This window comes from Sphingorhabdus pulchriflava (assembly GCF_003367235.1).
Classification (GTDB): domain Bacteria; phylum Pseudomonadota; class Alphaproteobacteria; order Sphingomonadales; family Sphingomonadaceae; genus Sphingorhabdus_B; species Sphingorhabdus_B pulchriflava.
Genome location: NZ_QRGP01000001.1, coordinates 2083779 through 2101828, shown reverse-complemented (window position 1 = coordinate 2101828; position 18050 = coordinate 2083779). Strand labels below are relative to the sequence as shown.

Genomic DNA, 18050 nt, shown 5'->3' with positions numbered 1-18050 from the left:
TCACGGAGTATTAAAGTGGGCAAGGCAACAGGCTTTCTCGAACTCGACCGGCAAGACCGGACCTATTCCGACGCCAAGGAGCGGCTGAAGCACTACAAGGAATTTGTGGTGCCGCTGCCCGAGGAAAAGCTGAAGGCGCAAGCATCGCGCTGCATGAACTGCGGCATCCCTTATTGCCACAATGGCTGCCCGGTGAACAACATCATCCCGGACTGGAACCATCTGGTTTATGAAGGTGACTGGCAGAATGCGCTCGAGGTGCTGCACAGCACCAACAACTTTCCCGAATTCACCGGCCGCATCTGTCCCGCTCCGTGCGAGGCTAGCTGCACTTTGAACATTGATGACGCGCCGGTCACGATCAAGTCGATCGAATGCGCCATCGTCGACAAGGGTTGGGAAGAAGGCTGGATTTTGCCGCAACCGCCTGCGCGGAAGACAGGCAAGTCGGTTGCCGTCGTCGGTTCAGGACCGGCAGGCATGGCCTGTGCGCAACAGCTGGCGCGCGCGGGGCATAGCGTCACATTGTTCGAAAAGAATGACCGGATGGGTGGGCTGCTGCGCTACGGCATACCGGACTTCAAACTCGATAAGGACCAGATTAATCGCCGCTTGATGCAGATGCAGGCTGAGGGCGTTGTGTTGAAAACCTCGACCGAGGTCGGCGTGCATGTGTCGATGGAATCGCTGCGCGAGAATTTCGATGCGGTGGTGATGTCGGGTGGCGCCGAGGATCCGCGCCAACTGACCATCCCCGGCGCGGAAATGGCGGGCGTCCGGCTCGCCATGGAATTCCTGACCCAGCAGAATAAGCGCAATGCCGGCGACGACGAAACCCGCGCCGCGCCGCGCGGTACGCTGACCGCGACGGGCAAGCATGTCATCGTTATCGGCGGTGGCGATACAGGCTCTGACTGCGTCGGAACATCGAACCGCCAGGGTGCGGCCTCGGTGACGCAGATCGAAATCATGCCCAAGCCGCCTATCAAGGAAGACAAAGCGCTCAGCTGGCCCGATTGGCCTTTGAAGCTGCGCACATCGTCTTCGCATGAAGAGGGTTGCGAGCGCGACTGGGCAATCAACGCCCGCCGTGTGATTGGCGAAAATGGCCGGGTAACGGGCCTCGAATGTGTTCGCGTTGATTGGTCGAACGGCCGAATGGAAGATGTGCCCGGAAGCGAGTTCGTGCTGAAGGCTGATATGATCCTTCTGGCAATGGGTTTTGTTGGCCCGATCAAGCCCGGGATGGTCGAACAGTCCGAAGTTGTGCTCGACCCGCGTGGCAATGTTGCCGCCAATGTCAGCGACTATATGACCAGTCGCGAAGGCGTCTTTGCCTGTGGCGACATGCGGCGCGGCCAAAGTCTGGTTGTCTGGGCCATCCGCGAAGGCCGTCAGTGCGCGCGCGCCGTTGACCTGCACTTGATGGGCGAAAGTGAGCTGCCGCGCTGATTGCGGTCGATTGTTCCCATTGTACCGGTGATATTTCTATGCCCTCTTCAGCTAAGCTGGGTTAGCCTACAGCACGAGTCGTGCGTCCAATGAAAAGCAGAAGTTTGCTATTCGATAGTTGCGCGACTATGATGGATTATTACCGAATCTCGCAAAAAGGTCATGATGGCCGCTAGATATTCGGACTGGGACTATAGGAGAGCCAAAATGCGCCAGATTGACCATTTCCTTGTGGGCGGTGTGCCAGCGGCATCGCGGTTCAGTGACATCATGGACCCCAATAATGGCGGGGTGCAGGGGCGCGTTGCGTTAGGTGACAAGGCAGTCCTCGATCAGGCAGTGGCAGCGGCGCAAAAGGCGCAACCGGCATGGGCAGCGATGAACCCGCAGCGCCGGGCGCGCGTGATGTTCGATTTCAAGGCGCTCGTTGAAAAGCATATGGACGAACTGGCGCACATGCTTTCCGCCGAGCATGGCAAGGTGATTGCTGACAGCAAGGGCGATATCCAGCGGGGGCTGGAGGTTGTCGAATTTTGCTGCGGTCTGCCACATGTGTTGAAGGGCGAATATACGCAGGGCGCAGGCCCCGGCATCGACGTCTATTCGATGCGCCAGCCGCTGGGCATCGGTGCGGGCATCACCCCGTTCAACTTCCCGGCGATGATCCCGCTTTGGATGGGTGCGGTTGCCACCAGCGTTGGCAATGCCTTCATCCTGAAGCCTTCGGAGCGCGACCCGAGCGTGCCCAATCGACTGGCCGAACTGTTTCTGGAAGCAGGAATCCCTGAAGGCATTTTCCAGGTCGTGCATGGCGACAAGGAAATGGTCGATGCAATCCTCGACCATCCGGCGATCAGCGCCGTCAGTTTTGTCGGCAGTTCCGATATTGCGCACTATGTCTACAACCGCGGCGTCGCCGCCGGAAAGCGCGTGCAGGCGATGGGTGGGGCGAAAAACCACGGCATTGTGATGCCCGATGCTGACCTCGACCAGGTGGTCAATGATCTGACGGGCGCGGCCTTCGGTTCGGCAGGCGAACGCTGCATGGCGCTGCCCGTCGTCGTGCCGGTGGGCGATGATACGGCTGAAGCGCTGAAGGCAAAGCTGATCCCCGCGATCCACGCGCTGAAGATTGGCATTTCGACAGACACTGAAGCGCATTATGGCCCGGTCGTCACCGCGCAGCACAAGGCGAAAGTCGAGGGCTGGATCCAGAAATGCGCCGACGAAGGTGCGGAACTGGTCATCGACGGACGCGGCTTCAAGCTGCAGGGGCATGAGGAAGGTTATTTTATCGGCCCGACCCTGTTCGACCATGTCACGACCGACATGGAAAGCTATAAGGAAGAGATTTTCGGCCCCGTGCTGCAGATGGTGCGCGCAAAGGATTTCGAAGAGGCAATCAGCCTTCCGAGCAAGCACCAATATGGCAATGGCGTCGCGATCTTTACGCGCAACGGCCATGCTGCGCGCGAATTTGCCAGCCGCGTCAATGTCGGCATGGTCGGCATCAACGTGCCGATCCCGGTTCCCGTCGCCTATCACAGCTTTGGCGGCTGGAAACGCTCCGGCTTTGGCGACACCGACCAATATGGCATGGAAGGCATCAAATTCTGGACCAAGGTGAAGAAAGTCACCGCCCGCTGGCCCGATGGCGGCGGCGATGGTTCGAACGCCTTCATCATTCCGACGATGGGCTAACCGATGACCAGCCAGTTTGACCTCACCGATGATCAACTCGCCATTCAGGATATGGCGCGCAAATTCACTGCCGATCGCATCACGCCCTTTGCAGGCGAGTGGGACGAGAAGAGCCATTATCCGGTCGATGTCTGGAAAGCCGCCGGTGAACTTGGCTTTGGTGCGATCTATATCTCGGAAGAGAATGGCGGGATCGGGCTGGGGCGGCTCGAGGCGGCATTGATCATGGAGGCGATGGCCTATGGTTGCCCCGCAACCAGCGCCTATATCTCGATCCACAATATGGCCGCCTGGATGATCGACACCTTCGGCTCAGCTGAGCTGAAGGCGCGCTATCTGCCTGATCTGGTCAGCATGGAGAAGATTGCCAGTTATTGCCTGACCGAGCCGGGTTCTGGTTCGGACGCGGCTGCGCTCAAAACCAGCGCTAAGCTGGACGGCGACCATTATGTCCTCAACGGCACAAAGCAGTTCATTTCGGGCGCGGGCTATAACGACATCTATGTCGTGATGGTGCGCACCGGCGATGAGAAAGCCAAAGGCATCAGCTGTCTTGTTGTCGACAAGGACACACCCGGCCTCAGCTTTGGCGCGCCGGAAAAGAAACTGGGCTGGAACGCATCGCCGACCGCGCAGGTGATCTTTGAAGATTGCCGTGTTCCGGTTGCAAACCGTGTCGGTGCAGAAGGCGATGGCTTCCGCTTTGCGATGGCGGGGCTCGATGGCGGTCGGCTCAACATCGGTGCCTGCTCGCTCGGCGGGGCGCAACGCTGCCTCGACGAAGCGGTCAAATACACGAAAGAACGCCAGCAATTCGGCCAGCCGGTTGCCGATTTTCAGAACACCCAGTTCATGCTCGCCGACATGGCAACCGATCTCGAAGCCGCGCGCGCTTTGCTCTATATGGCTGCCTGCAAGGTCAACGCCAACGCGCCCGACAAGAGCCGTTTCTCCGCCATGGCAAAGCGCCTTGCGACTGACAATGGTAGCGAGATTGTCAACAAGGCGCTGCAATTGTTCGGTGGCTATGGCTATTTGCGCGACTATCCGATCGAGCGTTTCTGGCGCGACCTGCGCGTCCACTCGATCCTCGAAGGCACCAACCAGGTGATGCGGATGATCGTCGGAAGGGATTTGTTACGCCAATGAAAATAGCCTTTATCGGTCTCGGCAATATGGGTGGCGGGATGGCTGCGAACCTTGTGAAAGCAGGGCATGCGGTCAATGCGTTTGACCTGTCGGCGGATGCTCTGGCGCGCGCGAAGGAAAATGGCTGCGCGACCTTCACCAGCGTGCGTGAAGCGGTGGCTGATGTGGAGGCGGTCGTCTCGATGCTGCCCAACGGTAAGATTGTCGACAGCGTCTATGAAGGCGATGTCATCGGCCATGCACCTGCGGGCGCAATCCTGCTCGATTGTTCGACTATAGATGTCGCAACAGCGCGCAAGGTGACCGCGGATGCGACCGCTGCAGGTTATGAAATGGTGGATGCACCGGTCTCAGGGGGCATTGCTGCGGCCAATGGCGGCACGCTTACCTTCATGGTCGGTGGTAGCGACAGCGCCTTTGCACGCGCCGAACCGATCCTTGCCGCAATGGGTAAGGCGGTGATCCATGCAGGCGCATCGGGGGCAGGGCAGGCAGCAAAGATTTGCAACAACATGCTGCTCGGCGCATCTATGATCGCGACCTGCGAAGCGTTCATGCTTGCCGAGAAACTCGGCCTCGACCTCCAGACCTTCTACGACATCTCTTCCAAGGCGTCGGGCCAAAACTGGTCGATGACCAGCTATTGCCCGGTCCCCGGCGTCGGCCCGCAATCACCTGCAGACAATGACTATCAGGGCGGTTTTGCCACTGCGCTGATGCTCAAAGATTTGAAGCTGGCGATGGAGGCCGCAGCCTCGGTCGATGCCGATGTGCCGATGGGCGAGAAGGCCGCTGCGCTCTACGAAGCCTTTGACAAGGCGGGGCAGGGTGGTCTCGATTTCTCGGCGATCATCAAGATGCTTTAGCCCACACGATGTCCTATTGAATATGGCCCGCAGCGCTACGTAAAGCGGGCTGAAATCGCCTGTGTCCAAAAGGCTTTGCCAAAATGACAATTTAGATTGTCAACAACACGATTGTTCGGTTAGGCTGTCTTTGAAATATGGCACAGGCAGTTGAAAGAAGATGGCGCGGCCGTGGGGCCGACGAGCGTAAGGCGGAACGGCGCGCGCAGCTGCTGACTGCTGCGCTGCAAGTATATAGCGAGCGTGGATTTCGTCATTCCTCGGTAAAAGCGGTATGTGACGCAGCTGGCCTTACCGAGCGTTATTTCTACGAAAGCTTCGCCAACAGCGAAGACATGCTGGTGGCAGTCGCTTCGGCTTCTTTGCAATATATGGTCGGCGAATTGCGCGCCAAGTGCGAGGTGGTTCCGCGAAACGAGCGCCTGCGGACAATATTGACCAATTATTACGGGATGCTGCGCGAACAGCCTGCACATGCCCGTGCCTTTCTGGTCGAAATTCGGGGTATCAGCCCGATTGTGGACGAATATCTCGAAACGGCGGTCGAGACATTTGCCGAGCTGATCGTCGATGCGCCTTTGGACCGCTTGTCGCGCATTGACCGGATGGTTGCCATTGGCGCCGTCGGCGCGATCCTTAACATAGCGCTCGACTGGATCATCAATGATTTCACTACGCCAATCGAAGAGGTGGTCGAAGCAGCTTGTCGTTTGGGAACGATTTTAGAAACGATGGGACGCGCGAGCTGACTGCCACCGGAAAGCTCGGTGTGCTCGATATGAGGCACCTTCGACACAGGCCGATTTTGGCCGCCTCCATCCAATACGCAATTGCAGCGCCCAACGGATATAGTTTCTATTAGCAAAGCGAGCCCGACTATGACGACAGAGACCCAAGCGAACACTGGCGAACTCGGATTTGATCCCAATGCACTCAAAGCCAAATATCGTGCCGAGCGTGACAAGCGTCTGCGCGGCGATGCGAATGAGCAATATGTCGAGATGGCGGGCAAGTTCGCCCATTATCGCGAAGACCCTTATGTCGAGCAGATTATCGAGCGTGCGCCGCTCTCGGACGAAAAAGATGTTGTCGTTATTGGCGGCGGCTTTGGCGGGCTGCTGGCCGGGGCAAGACTGCGCGATGCAGGCATTGAGGATATCCGCTTGATTGAAAAAGGCGGAGCCTTTGGCGGGACCTGGTACTGGAACCGCTATCCCGGTGCGGCTTGCGACATTGAAAGCTATGTCTATCTGCCGCTGCTAGAGGAAACCGGTTTCATGCCGGAACGCAAATATTCGCAAGGGCCGGAAATCCGGGCTTACACGCAACGGCTTGCCGAGCATTATGACCTCAACCGCGATGTGCTTTTCCAGACCGAGGTGTCCGACCTTTCATGGGACGAATCTGCGCGGCGGTGGATTGTTTCGACCAACAGGGGTGACGCCATCCGCGCCCGCTTTGTGGTGATGGCCAATGGCCCGCTGGACCGGCCCAAACTGCCTGGCATTCCCGGCATTGAAGATTTTGCCGGACATACATTCCATACCAGCCGCTGGGACTATGCCTATACCGGCGGCGATTCGACCGGTGGCCTCGACAAGCTTGGCGACAAGGTGGTCGGAATAATCGGTACCGGCGCGACAGCCGTGCAGGCCGTTCCCCATCTTGGAGCAGCGGCGAAGCATCTCTATGTCTTTCAACGCACGCCATCGTCGATAGACGTGCGCGGCGACCGCCCGACCGATCCGGATTGGGCCAGGTCGCTGACCCCCGGCTGGCACCAGAACAGGATGGAGAATTTCAACACTCTAGTATCTGGCGGCTGGGCAGAAGAAGATCTTGTCGCCGACGGCTGGACCGACATTATTCGCAACTTAGGCGTGATCGCCCGGATGCGCGCCGAAAAGGCTGCCGCTGAAGGCAAAAATGTCGATCCGGATGAATTGGTTCAACTCGCGGATTTCAAGAAAATGGATTCGATCCGCGGCCGTGTTGATTCAGTGGTGGAAAATGCTGCTGTTGCCGAGGCGTTGAAGCCCTATTACAACCAGTTCTGCAAACGCCCGTGTTTCCACGATGATTATCTGCCGACTTTCAACCGGCCGAATGTCACCTTGGTTGATACCGACGGAAAGGGCGTCGAACGCATTACCGCGCGCGGCGTGGTTGCGAATGGCAAAGAGTATCCGCTCGATTGCCTGATCTTTGCCACTGGTTTTGAGGTGGGAACCAGCTTTGCCCGACGCACAGGTTATGACATCCACGGTGTCGGTGGGCGCTCGCTGGAAGAGAAATGGGCAACCGGCGGGCGTACGCTGCATGGCATGACGGTCAACGGCTTTCCCAACTGCTTTATCTTTTCGACCATCCAATCGGGCTTTACCGCCAATTATCCGCACGCGCTGGCAGAGCAGAGCCAGCATGCTGCACATATTATTTCCGCCGCGCTCAAACAGCAGAAGACCCGCGTGGAGCCAACTGTAGAAGCCGAAGATTCCTGGACGCAGGAAATTCTCGATGCCGTGCTTGACCGTCGTAAATTCCTCGAGGAATGCACGCCCGGCTATTACAATGGCGAGGGGCAAATCAGCGAGCAGGCCGCCAGTTTCAGCTCTTATGGCAAAGGGTCAGTTGCGTTTTTCCGTATCCTTGAAGATTGGCGATCAGACGGCGAAATGCGCGGGCTTGTTCTGACCTGACCGCGTGAACGGTCGGCGTGACGATTTTTTGGCTTAACGCCGCGCCGATCGACTTGGCTTTGTCACGCCAGCACTATGCCGCCCGTGCCATTTCAGACGCAATGCGGTTGATGTCGGCCTGATGGTCTATTTGCAAGGACCGCAGCATCGCTTCACGTTCAGGGCCGGGCTCAGGCCGATAGGCGGCCGCATTGCGGCGCTTGCCCCGCGCCCAGTAATAGAGCACGCCCCCCAGATTGCGCGGACGGCGCAGCCAGGCATCGGGATGCTCGAGCATATGGAACCCGCGCAAGGCTTCGCGAAGCAATTTGGTGTCTGACCGGATTGCGATTTCGATACCGTCCTTGATGAAACTTTTTGTCAGCCGCGTGCGCAATTTTGCGCGCGCACCTGGCGTCAGCGCCCGTCGCGCTTCCTTTATTGCGGCGCGATCCTGCTGCCGCTGGTTGAGATAGAAAGGCCGCAATTCGGTTTTTATGGCTTCATGGAATGCAATCGCCCGTTCCGTCGGTTTGCTATGAGTGTCGAGCACCTTGCGAAGCGACTGGGCGCTGACCGCTGCGAAGGAGCAGCCGCGCCCGAATAGCGGATTGGTGCGGACAAGCGTGTCGCCAAGTGCAAAATATCCATGCACAGCGGGTTTGCGGTCGACCACCATATCGCGCCAACGGCTCACCAGATCGCCCATACCGATAACCTTGCCGGTCGGCTCAGACCGGTTGGCGTTGGTCCATGGGAACAGCCCGGGCAGCATCAACGTAATCGCGTGGAAGATTTCCGGATCGACTATTGCTTGCCGCAATTCCAGTTCGACCTCTGGTACGGCGAGGGTAATCGAGAAATTGCCATTATCGCCCGGAAATACCCCGAATTTAAGATAGCCGAGATCGCCCGAGGCCGGCGGGTTGCTCCGCCGGTCGGGTTCCTCTTGACCCGGCAGCAAGCGGTAGTGGCGCGTGAAATAGAGTATGCCCGCGCTTTCGCTTTCCTCGTTGATGATGGCGCCTTCATCGATCAATTGCTTGATACCGCGACCGCCTTTGCCTGAAGCATCGACGACGATGTCGGCGTGCAATTCGGTTTCTACGCCATCGCGCATTCCCTGGACACCATAGACCTGCAATATGCCGTCCTCTCCCTTGCGGGTGAGAAGCCGTTCGACGCGAAAGCCGCATTGAAGTCGGACATTGGGCAGCGTTTCGACATAGCGCCGCATGGTCATTTCCAGCGTCGTTCTACGACTGGTGATCATGGTAAGGTCTTCGTCTTCAGGTTCGGGCTGATAGCCTTCCTCCTGCTGCTCGGTCAGCCAGATGTCGAAGGGCAGCTCGCGCACGCCATTGGCCAGCAACTGATCGATAAGTGCAGGATGTTCTTCCTTCATGATGACGCGCAGCCGCGCCAGAAAGGCATGGCTCTGTCGCAGATGGGCGACGCCGTTGCGTTTCCAGTTACGGAACAGTTCGTCGGGATCCGACGTATCGAGCGGGCCGTCGCGTTCAATCATGACAATCTCGCGCCCCGATGGCGCAAGCATTAACGCGGTGCACAGTCCACCAATGCCTGCGCCGATGACCAAAACCTTTTCACGCATCGGCTCGCTTCTCCTCAGCCGTCGATGATGTTCAGGAATTCGAGAATGCTCTCATTGACCGCGTCTGGTGCCTCTTGCTGGGTCCAGTGACCGATGCCAGGAATCATCCGGTTGATCCGCAAATCGGTGACGAATTGGGGCAGGGCCTTTACGGCCTCTGCAGCCATCATCACCACGCCGTCTGCCGTTCCCGCCACGAACATTGCGGGCTGATGGATCTGGGTGGGCGCGCCTTTGGTCAGTTCCCATGTCAGATCATGGTTGCGATAATAGTTCAGCGGCCCGCGCATGCCCGAGCGGGTGAATTCGGCCGCGTAGAAATCGAGGTCGGCTTCGCTGAGCCAAGGCGGCAGCACCTGCGGATCAGGCAGGCTGGTCAGCAGATCGTCATGCTCGGTTTTCGGGGCGAGGGTGGTGAGGTCTGTCTCTCCTCCACCCATTACCAGGAATTTGCGCAGACCGGTCTTCAAGTCCTTTTCAAACTCGGCTTCGGCAACGCCGGGCTCCTGAAAATAGAGCTGATAGAAGAACTGGCCTTTGAACATCTCCCGCATCATCGGCATCGGCTGAACCGGGGAGCGGGGCATGAACGGCACCGAAAGCCCGCCCACCGCACGAACTTTATCCGGATGGAACAGCGCGGTTGCCCAGGCGGTGGGTGCGCCCCAGTCATGGCCAATCACCACCGCAGTTTCATAACCGAGAGCCGGTATCAGGCCGATAATGTCATTGACGACCTCGACCTGATTATAGGCGGTGATGTCTTCGGGACGGTCGCTTTTCCCATAGCCGCGCATATCAGGGGCGACGACATGATAGCCCGCTGCTGCAAGCGGGGCGAATTGGTGCCGCCAGCTATACCAGCTTTCAGGAAAGCCATGGAGGAGAAGGACCAGCGGCCCCTCTCCGGCTTCAGCAATGTTGAGGGCGATGCCGTTGGTTTCGACGCGCCGCTCGGTTACGCCTTCCCAACTCATGCGGCGATGCGCTCCAAAGCCGGATCGATTGCAGGCGGCAGAATGGCGCCGCGCGCGTCGCTGGTATAGCCTTCTGCCGCACTCCATGCGACGCCGCCGCCGACGATGACGGTATCGACACCATGCGCATCGCGAATGTAGCGGCTGCCATCGCCCGGCACATCCTGGACATAGACTTCCACGCCCCGATCAATCGCATCTGCATCGAACACGACGATGTCTGCAACCAATCCCTTTTGCAGCAGGCCGCGATCGGGAATGCCCCAGATTGCCGCCGTGTCAGAGGTGATCTTCTTCACCGATTCCTCAAGGGTGAGGAGGCCCTGATTGCGGACGAAGTGGCCGAACAGATAGCCGGTATCGCCATAGGTCGAGAAGGACAGGATATGCGCCCCGCCGTCGCTGGCACCGATATGAACGCGCGGATGCTTGAGCAAACCGCCAACCTTGTCGTCCAGATTGTGGCCCATATTTTCGGCGATGAAATGGGCATCCAGCCTCTCTTCGACTGACAGGTCAATCATCGCATCGAGCGGGCTCACACCGCGCATTTCACCAATTTCGGCCAGCGTTTTGCCGACATATTGTTGGTTCGCCTCGCTCGCGACATGGCGCAGGCGCAAGAACGACCACAAAGCCATTTGCGAGCTGGCTTCCGCAACCAGCTTCGCCCGGCTTTCCGGATTGGAAAAGGCTTCGATGATCTCGTCCTGCGTGCCGAAGCGCATCACATTGTACCATCCCGGCAGGCGGATGAAGAGCAGGCTAGGCACGGCAAAGCTGAAGCTGATGTCGATGGGGCGCGTCTGCACCTGTGGCCAGACACGGGCGCCGCGCGCGAACTGTTCATCGACACGCGCCATGACGCGTTCGACAGCGCCCACATTATCTGCACTGACAAACAGCGGAGAGAAGGTGGTCGGGATGGCATATTTGATCGACAGTTCGGCCAACTGATCTAGCCGGGCGATGGTCAGATCGGGATCGTAAAATTCGGGCACGATTTGCAGGATACGACCATATTCGCTGAGCACACTCGCCAGAGCATCGACTTCATCGGCATCGGCATAACGGCTGGGGACGGGCTTCAGCGTTTCGTCCATGTCGACATAGCTGGTCGAAAGACCGATCGCCCCGGCATCGAGACATTCACGCAGCAGTTTCTGCATATCAGCGATTTCTTGCTGGTTGGCAGTGCGCTCCATTGCGGCTTCGCCCATCACCCACAGCCTCAATACGCTGTGCCCGACAAGCTGGCCGACATTGATGGCAAGGCCCTTTTGGATTCGCGCGAGATATTCGGGGAAGCTCTCCCAATCCCAGACAACGCCTTCCTTAAAGGCTTTAAGCGGCATTTCCTCAATCTGGTTGAACATGCCCACGAGCTTCATCCGGTGCTCGGCCTTGAGCGGCGCGAGCGAGAGCGAGCAGTTGCCGGCCACAACGGTGGTCACACCGTGCGACAGCGCGGGCTTTGCATAGCCATCCCATAGAAGTTGCGCATCGAAATGGGTGTGTGGATCGATGAAGCCCGGCGCGACAACCTTGGCCGTGGCATCGATTTCACGACGACCCGCTTCTGCAACCCTGCCGATCTTGGCGATGCGACCGTCCTGAACGGCAATATCGGCATTAAAGGCAGGCATCCCGGAGCCGTCGACAACGCGCCCATTGCGTATGACCAGATCGTACATTTCGAATTCTCCTCAAATTCTGATTATGCTGTGTGTTCGGTGAAGCGGTTGGACGATGCAATTAACGCATCGCGCACCTGATCCCAGCTGACACCGATCAATTGCTCTGATGTGCTGGCGTTGGTGGAGGCGAGCAGCGTGCGCGCGGCGAACTCATCAAGCGTGACGAGCGATCGGCCGCCATTAGCAAAGGTCAGGGTGACCAAAAGCTCGGCCTCCCCATCATGGGCTGCGGTGATGCGCACTTCGCTGATATTCGCACTTGCCATAGATTATGCGCGCGGTGGTTCGACAAATATTACATCGCTGGGCAGGATTGGATTGTCGCTGCGCAACCGCCCGACGCCGCCAGCCGCTCGCATGAAAACATGCAGGTTCCAGCTCTGCAGCATGGCTACGGCATCGCCTTCGGCTGTGCCCGGAAGCTCACGCCGTGCAATAGTTTCCCATCGGTCGCCATTTTGCGGCAGGATGGATTTGCGTACCGGGGAAAGTTCGTTCGCCTTCACGCCTGTCTCCTCTCTCAATTTTATACTTTCCAGAAATCTCGCTGCTGCCTGCTCTCCAAACACTGCATACGGCAATCCTATTGCCAATCCAGCGTGCCAGTCGAATCAGCATGTGACAAAGAACATTGTCAGAATGTATTTGACAATCCTCTATGTCAATAACTGTCGATCGCGCCGGAGTGGCGATCTGGCGCGCATAACAAAAGGAGAATGAGTGTCGAAATGGCGGGCATGCCAAATCTGGCAGTCGCAAACTCTTGAGTAGGGCCGATATTGCAAATTGGGCGCGCGCGATGTGGCAAGCGCCCATCGCCGCCCATGCGACATGCCGGCAGTTCTCCAAAGCGGTCTGATATCAGTTTGTTTGTGGAGAAGATGGCGCACCCAAGAGGATTCGAACCTCTGGCCTCTGCCTTCGGAGGGCAGCGCTCTATCCAGCTGAGCTATGGGTGCTTTATCGAACCGCGCGGTTAGCAGGAGCATCGCGCAGTCGCCACCCTTTTTTTGCAACATTGGCGCGTGGCGCGGCGCTGATGCTGTCATTGCGGCAAATCAAAACGTACAAAATTTAATCGCTCGATTAAATTGCGCTTGACTCGACGCCCAGCCCTGTCAACTTTCCCCCAAAGCGAGTGGAGAGGCTGTCATGACATTGTTTGAAATCCCTAAGGATATAACCGACTATCTGGCCGAACTGGATGACTTCATCGAGCGCGAGATCGTTCCGCTGCAGAAACAGGACGATAATGAGCGCTTCTTCGACCACCGCCGCGAATGGGCACGTACCGATTGGGACAATGACGGGCTACCGCGCAAGGAATGGGAGCAGCTGCTGGTCGAGATGCGCCGCCGCGCTGACAAGGCCGGGCACTATCGCTTTAACCTTCCCGTGGAATATGGCGGCAAGAATGGCAGCCATCTGGCGATGGCGTGCATCCGCGAGCATCTCGCTCAAAAGGGGCTGGGCCTGCACAATGACCTGCAGAATGAAAGTTCGATCGTCGGTAACTTAGTCCAGCCGCTTATGGTCCGCGACTTCGGCACCCCCGAGCAGAAGGCCGAATATATCCCCGCAATGCTCGAAGGGCGCATGCGCTGTACCTTTGGCCTGACCGAAGAGCATCATGGCTCTGACGCCACATGGATGGATACCCGCGCGGTCCCCGAAAAGCGCGATGGCGTCGATGGCTGGCTGATCAATGGCAACAAGATGTGGACCACAGGTGCGCACCATCATTCGCATTGCATGGTCTTTGCCCGCCACAGCGGCAATGATGGCGATGCGAAGGGTATTGGTTGCTTCCTCGTGCCCGCTGATACCCCGGGTTTTGAGGTTGGCGAATATCTTTGGACTTTCAACATGCCGACCGATCACCCCAAGGTTGCGCTCAAGGATGTCTGGATTCCGGCGAATATGGTGCTTGGCGATCTCGATTATGGCCTCGCTCTGGCGCAGCATTTCGTCCACGAAAACCGTATCCGCCAGGCAGCCAGCTCACTGGGTGCAGCGCAATATTGCATCAATGAGAGCGTCAAATATGCCAAGGAACGCAAGCCCTTTGGCAAACCGCTCGCGGTTAATCAGGCGATCCAGTTTCCTTTGGTCGAGCTACACACCGAAGCGGCCATGCTCCGTCAACTGATCTATGCGACCAGCGCCCAGATGGACACGATGCCCAAGCCGGAAGTGGCGAAGCGGTTGTCCGATGTGATTTCAATGTGCAACTACCGCGCCAACCGTTTGGTGTGCGACGCTGCCGACCGGGCGATGCAGGTGCATGGCGGCATCGGCTATTCGCGGCACAAACCGTTCGAACATATTTATCGCCACCACCGCCGCTATCGCATCACCGAAGGTGCGGAGGAAATTCAGATGCGCAAGGTGGCGGGCCACTTGTTCGGTTTTATGAGCAAAGGTTAATGGGGTAAGGAGACTGATGCAGCAGGCACAGGATTTTCAGGATGAGAGCGAGGCAATACATGCCTTGCTCTCGCCGCTTTCTGACGAGGATTATGCGAAGCCAACCCTGTTCAAAGGCTGGACCATCGACGAGGTCCTGCGCCATTTGCATGTCTGGAATATCGCTGCTGATCTGGCATTGAGCGATGCGGAGGCTTTCCGCGCCTTTCTGGGCCAGATGGCGGCAGGGATTCGCGGAGGAAGGCTTCCCGATTTCGAGAAGGTCTATCTTGACGGCCTTTCAGGCACAGCTCTGCGCGATTCCTGGATTACGCAGGTTAGGGCGATGACGCCGCGTTTTGCCGCTGCCGATCCCAAGGCTCGGGTGCCATGGGTCGGGCCGGAAATGAGCGTGCTCAGCTCGATCACTGCGCGACTGATGGAAAGCTGGGCGCATGCGCAGGCGGTATATGATGCATTGGGCGTAGAGCGTGTCGATGCCGACCGGATCGGCAATATCGTAAGGCTGGGTGTCAACACCTATGGCTGGACCTTCAAGAACCGCAAGGAAGAGCCGCCGGGGCCGATGCCGCGCCTGCGTCTAACCGCGCCCTCGGGTGCGTTCTGGGAATATGGCGACAGCGATGATTTGATCGAAGGCAGCGCCAGCGAATTCTGCCAAGTCGTTACCCAATGCCGCAATATCGGCGACACCGCGCTGTCGGTGTATGGCCCGGTCGCAACCCGCTGGATGGCAATAGCGCAATGCTTTGCCGGGCCGCCGCAAGACCCGCCACCGCCCGGAGCGCGCCACCGGGCGTAAATTCGATTGCGGTCCGTCGACAAGGTTCTGGACCCTTGGCGCGAATTCGCTAGAGAAGCGAACGATGGACGACAACGCGCCAACCAATACCAGCTACAAACTGACCCGTAGTGCCGGTGGCCTATGGGAGCAGTTGCAGGTTTATTGGCAGAAAAGATGGTTCCGGATTGCAAGCTATGCGCTGGCTGCAATGCTGGCCTTTTATCTGCTGTTATGGGCGCTGGTGTTGCGCACGATGCCCGACGCCGAAGCGCTTGTGGAATATCAATCGCCGCTGCCCACGGTGGTTCGCGACATCGATGGTGAGCCGTTCCACAGCTATGCGCGTGAACGCCGTGTGCAGCTGGAATATGCCGATTTCCCGCCGATGTTGATCCGCGCATATCTGTCTGCCGAAGACAAGAATTTTTTCCAGCATGGTGGCATCGACTATGTCGGCATCTTGGTCGCGATTTATGACAATTTGACCAGTACGGGCCGTTCACGCGGTGCATCGACAATTACCCAGCAGGTGGCCAAGAACCTGCTGCTGACCAACGAATATAGCTATACGCGCAAAATCAAGGAAGCGATCCTTGCCTACCGCATCGAAAACGCGCTGACCAAGCAGCAGATATTGTCGCTCTATATGAACGAGATTGCGCTTGGGCGGCAGGCGTTCGGCGTCGAAGCGGCATCGCAGGCCTATTTCGGAAAGAGCGCCGATGAGTTGCAGTTGCACGAAATGGCCTTTCTGGCGGCGCTGCCCAAGGCCCCCGAAAAATACAGCCGCGCGAAATATGAAAGCGACGCGATTGCTCGCCGCAACTGGATTCTGGGTGAGATGGTGTCGAATGGCTGGGTCTCGCGTGCAAAGGCCGACGAGGCGCGCGCTATGCCCTTGGGCCTGATTCCCCGCCAGGCACAGCAGTTCAAGAATGACGGCGGCTATTTTGCGGAAGAAGTTCGTCGTTTGCTCATTGAACAATTTGGCGAAACCGCGGAAAAGGGGCCCTATAGCGTCTATGCTGGCGGGCTTTGGGTGCGCTCGTCGCTCCACCCCGAATTTCAGGAACTGACGACGAAGGCATTGCGGGATGGGTTGTTGCGTTATCATGGCGGCCGTGGCTGGACCAAACCGATCGCAACCATTCCGATGGACGATGGCAAATGGCAGTCGCGTCTTGCCAGTTCGAATATCGGCATAAGTTACAGCAACTGGCGCATCGCGGTGGCGCTGCGCAAAAGAGGCAGCGGAGCGGAGATCGGGTTTGCGGACGGAGATACGGGTGTTTTGAACGCGGCACCTGTCGCCCTTAAAGCGGGTGATATTATCGCCGTTGCACCTCTCGGCGGTCGTGCATTCCAGTTGCGCACAGTCCCCGAAGTCGGCGGGGGAATGGTTGTGCAGAATCCGGTCAACGGCCGGGTGCTGGCGATGCAAGGTGGCTTTGACTCGCGGATATCAAGTTTTAACAGGGCGACACAGGCACAACGCCAGCCCGGTTCGACGATCAAGCCATTTGTCTACGCGACGGCATTGGAAAACGGCATGACGCCGGCGTCCATCATCGTCGACGGGCCCTATTGCGTTTGGCAAGGTGCGTCTTTGGGGCAGAAATGCTTCCGCAACTTTAGCGGAGGTGGCGCAGGTCCGCAGACAATGCGTTGGGGGCTTGAGCAATCGCGTAATCTGATGACGGTGCGTGCCGCGAATGACTCCGGCATGGAAAATGTGACCAACACCTTCCGCGCGGTGAGCATCGGTGATTATCCGCCCTATCTTTCTTATGCTCTGGGTGCGGGGGATACGACTGTTCTCAAGATGACCAATGCCTATTCGATGCTGGTCAATCACGGGCGCGAACTGAAGCCGACGCTGATTGATTTCGTCCAGTCGCGCAATGGCAAGGTGATCTGGCCCAAAGACTGGAAGGCCTGCCAAGGCTGCAACATGAAGGACTGGGACGGAAAGCCAATGCCGCGCTTCAAACCTGCCGGCAAGCAGGTTCTCGACCCTGTTACTTCATATCAGGTGGTACATATGCTGGAAGGCGTAGTGCAACGCGGAACAGCGACTATATTGCGCGATCTAGACAGGCCTTTGTTCGGAAAAACGGGTACTACCAATGGCCCGACCAACGTCTGGTTTGTTGGCGGATCGCCTAATCTTGTCGCCGGCGTGTATCTTGGCTTTGACCAGCCACGGAACATGGGCGGATATGCGCAGGGTGGCTCAATCGCAGCACCCATCTTCAAGCAGTTCGCCCGGCAGGCCTATGTCGGAATGCCCAAATTGCCGTTCACCGCACCCGAAGGTGTTCGTCTGGTGCGTATCGATCGTAAAACCGGCAAGCGTGTTTACGGCGCATGGCCTGATGATGATCCCAAGGGCGCAGTCATCTGGGAAGCTTTTGCCGCCGAAACAGAACCCAAGCGTTCGATACGGCAGGACGAACTTGAAAAGCGCGGCGACAAGCCGAAGAAGAAAGCGACCACCACTGATGCAGCGAGTGGAGCGGGTGGCAGCGGCCAGAACAGCGGTGCCAGCGCCAACCAGCGCGATCAGGAATTTATGACCAAAGAGGGTGGAATTTACTGATCCGATTTGCGACGAAACGAAGGCCGATCAGACGGAAATTTACCGACTGTTAAGCATTTTTGTTCAGTTACAGACGCCGTAAATCGGGGCTTTCCCGTTATTTGA

Annotated in this window: 14 protein-coding genes and 1 tRNA gene; 9 read left to right on the top strand and 6 right to left on the bottom strand. The window is 57.9% G+C overall.

Features of this window, described 5'->3' with window-relative positions:
• Positions 1–15: 15 nt before the first annotated feature.
• The 6 genes from DXH95_RS10455 (at position 16) to DXH95_RS10430 (ending at position 7867) form a co-directional block, all read left to right on the top strand.
• Positions 16–1452: a glutamate synthase subunit beta gene (locus DXH95_RS10455; RefSeq protein WP_115549260.1), complete on the top strand. Its 1437-nt coding sequence runs from the start codon at positions 16–18 to the stop codon at positions 1450–1452.
• Between the two features lie 207 nt (positions 1453–1659).
• A complete protein-coding gene (locus tag DXH95_RS10450; RefSeq protein WP_115549259.1) occupies positions 1660–3153 on the top strand; it encodes a CoA-acylating methylmalonate-semialdehyde dehydrogenase in 1494 nt (497 codons plus the stop codon).
• Between the two features lie 3 nt (positions 3154–3156).
• Complete coding sequence (locus DXH95_RS10445) at positions 3157–4302, top strand: acyl-CoA dehydrogenase family protein (protein WP_115549258.1); 1146 nt, start codon at positions 3157–3159, stop codon at positions 4300–4302.
• Entirely contained in the window at positions 4299–5168 is an 870-nt protein-coding gene (mmsB, locus tag DXH95_RS10440; protein ID WP_115549257.1) for a 3-hydroxyisobutyrate dehydrogenase, read from the top strand. The genes DXH95_RS10445 and mmsB overlap by 4 nt, the downstream gene beginning before the upstream one ends.
• A gap of 137 nt (positions 5169–5305) precedes the next feature.
• Positions 5306–5917: a TetR/AcrR family transcriptional regulator gene (locus DXH95_RS10435; protein WP_115549256.1), complete on the top strand. Its 612-nt coding sequence runs from the start codon at positions 5306–5308 to the stop codon at positions 5915–5917.
• A gap of 129 nt (positions 5918–6046) precedes the next feature.
• Entirely contained in the window at positions 6047–7867 is a 1821-nt protein-coding gene (locus DXH95_RS10430) for a flavin-containing monooxygenase (RefSeq protein ID WP_115549255.1), read from the top strand.
• 73 nt (positions 7868–7940) lie between these two features.
• Here DXH95_RS10430 and DXH95_RS10425 read toward each other — a convergent pair whose 3' ends face one another.
• From DXH95_RS10425 to DXH95_RS10400, 6 genes are all read right to left on the bottom strand, one after another.
• Entirely contained in the window at positions 7941–9461 is a 1521-nt protein-coding gene (locus DXH95_RS10425; RefSeq protein WP_115549254.1) for an FAD-dependent oxidoreductase, read from the bottom strand.
• Positions 9462–9475: 14 nt separating this feature from the next.
• Positions 9476–10438 carry an alpha/beta fold hydrolase gene (locus tag DXH95_RS10420; RefSeq protein WP_115549253.1) on the bottom strand — a complete coding sequence of 321 codons (963 nt, stop codon included), beginning with the start codon at positions 10436–10438 and terminating at the stop codon, positions 9476–9478.
• The gene (locus DXH95_RS10415) at positions 10435–12132 is read right to left on the bottom strand and encodes an N-acyl-D-amino-acid deacylase family protein (RefSeq protein ID WP_115549252.1); all 1698 of its coding nucleotides are present in this window, start codon (positions 12130–12132) and stop codon (positions 10435–10437) included. The genes DXH95_RS10420 and DXH95_RS10415 overlap by 4 nt, the downstream gene beginning before the upstream one ends.
• A 23-nt stretch (positions 12133–12155) precedes the next feature.
• Positions 12156–12401, bottom strand: a complete 246-nt coding sequence (locus DXH95_RS10410) for a hypothetical protein (protein ID WP_115549251.1) — start codon at positions 12399–12401, stop codon at positions 12156–12158.
• A 3-nt stretch (positions 12402–12404) separates the two neighbouring features.
• Positions 12405–12641, bottom strand: a complete 237-nt coding sequence (locus DXH95_RS10405) for a hypothetical protein (protein ID WP_115549250.1) — start codon at positions 12639–12641, stop codon at positions 12405–12407.
• 376 nt (positions 12642–13017) lie between these two features.
• A tRNA-Arg gene (locus DXH95_RS10400) sits at positions 13018–13094 on the bottom strand.
• A gap of 193 nt (positions 13095–13287) precedes the next feature.
• Between DXH95_RS10400 and DXH95_RS10395 the strand changes: the two genes are divergently transcribed.
• From DXH95_RS10395 to DXH95_RS10385, 3 genes are all read left to right on the top strand, one after another.
• On the top strand, positions 13288–14562 hold the full coding sequence (locus DXH95_RS10395; protein ID WP_115549249.1) for an acyl-CoA dehydrogenase family protein: 1275 nt from the start codon (positions 13288–13290) through the stop codon (positions 14560–14562).
• 16 nt (positions 14563–14578) lie between these two features.
• Positions 14579–15364 carry a TIGR03084 family metal-binding protein gene (locus DXH95_RS10390; RefSeq protein ID WP_115549248.1) on the top strand — a complete coding sequence of 262 codons (786 nt, stop codon included), beginning with the start codon at positions 14579–14581 and terminating at the stop codon, positions 15362–15364.
• A gap of 64 nt (positions 15365–15428) precedes the next feature.
• Complete coding sequence (locus DXH95_RS10385) at positions 15429–17945, top strand: penicillin-binding protein 1A (protein WP_115549247.1); 2517 nt, start codon at positions 15429–15431, stop codon at positions 17943–17945.
• The last annotated feature ends 105 nt before the right edge of the window (positions 17946–18050 follow it).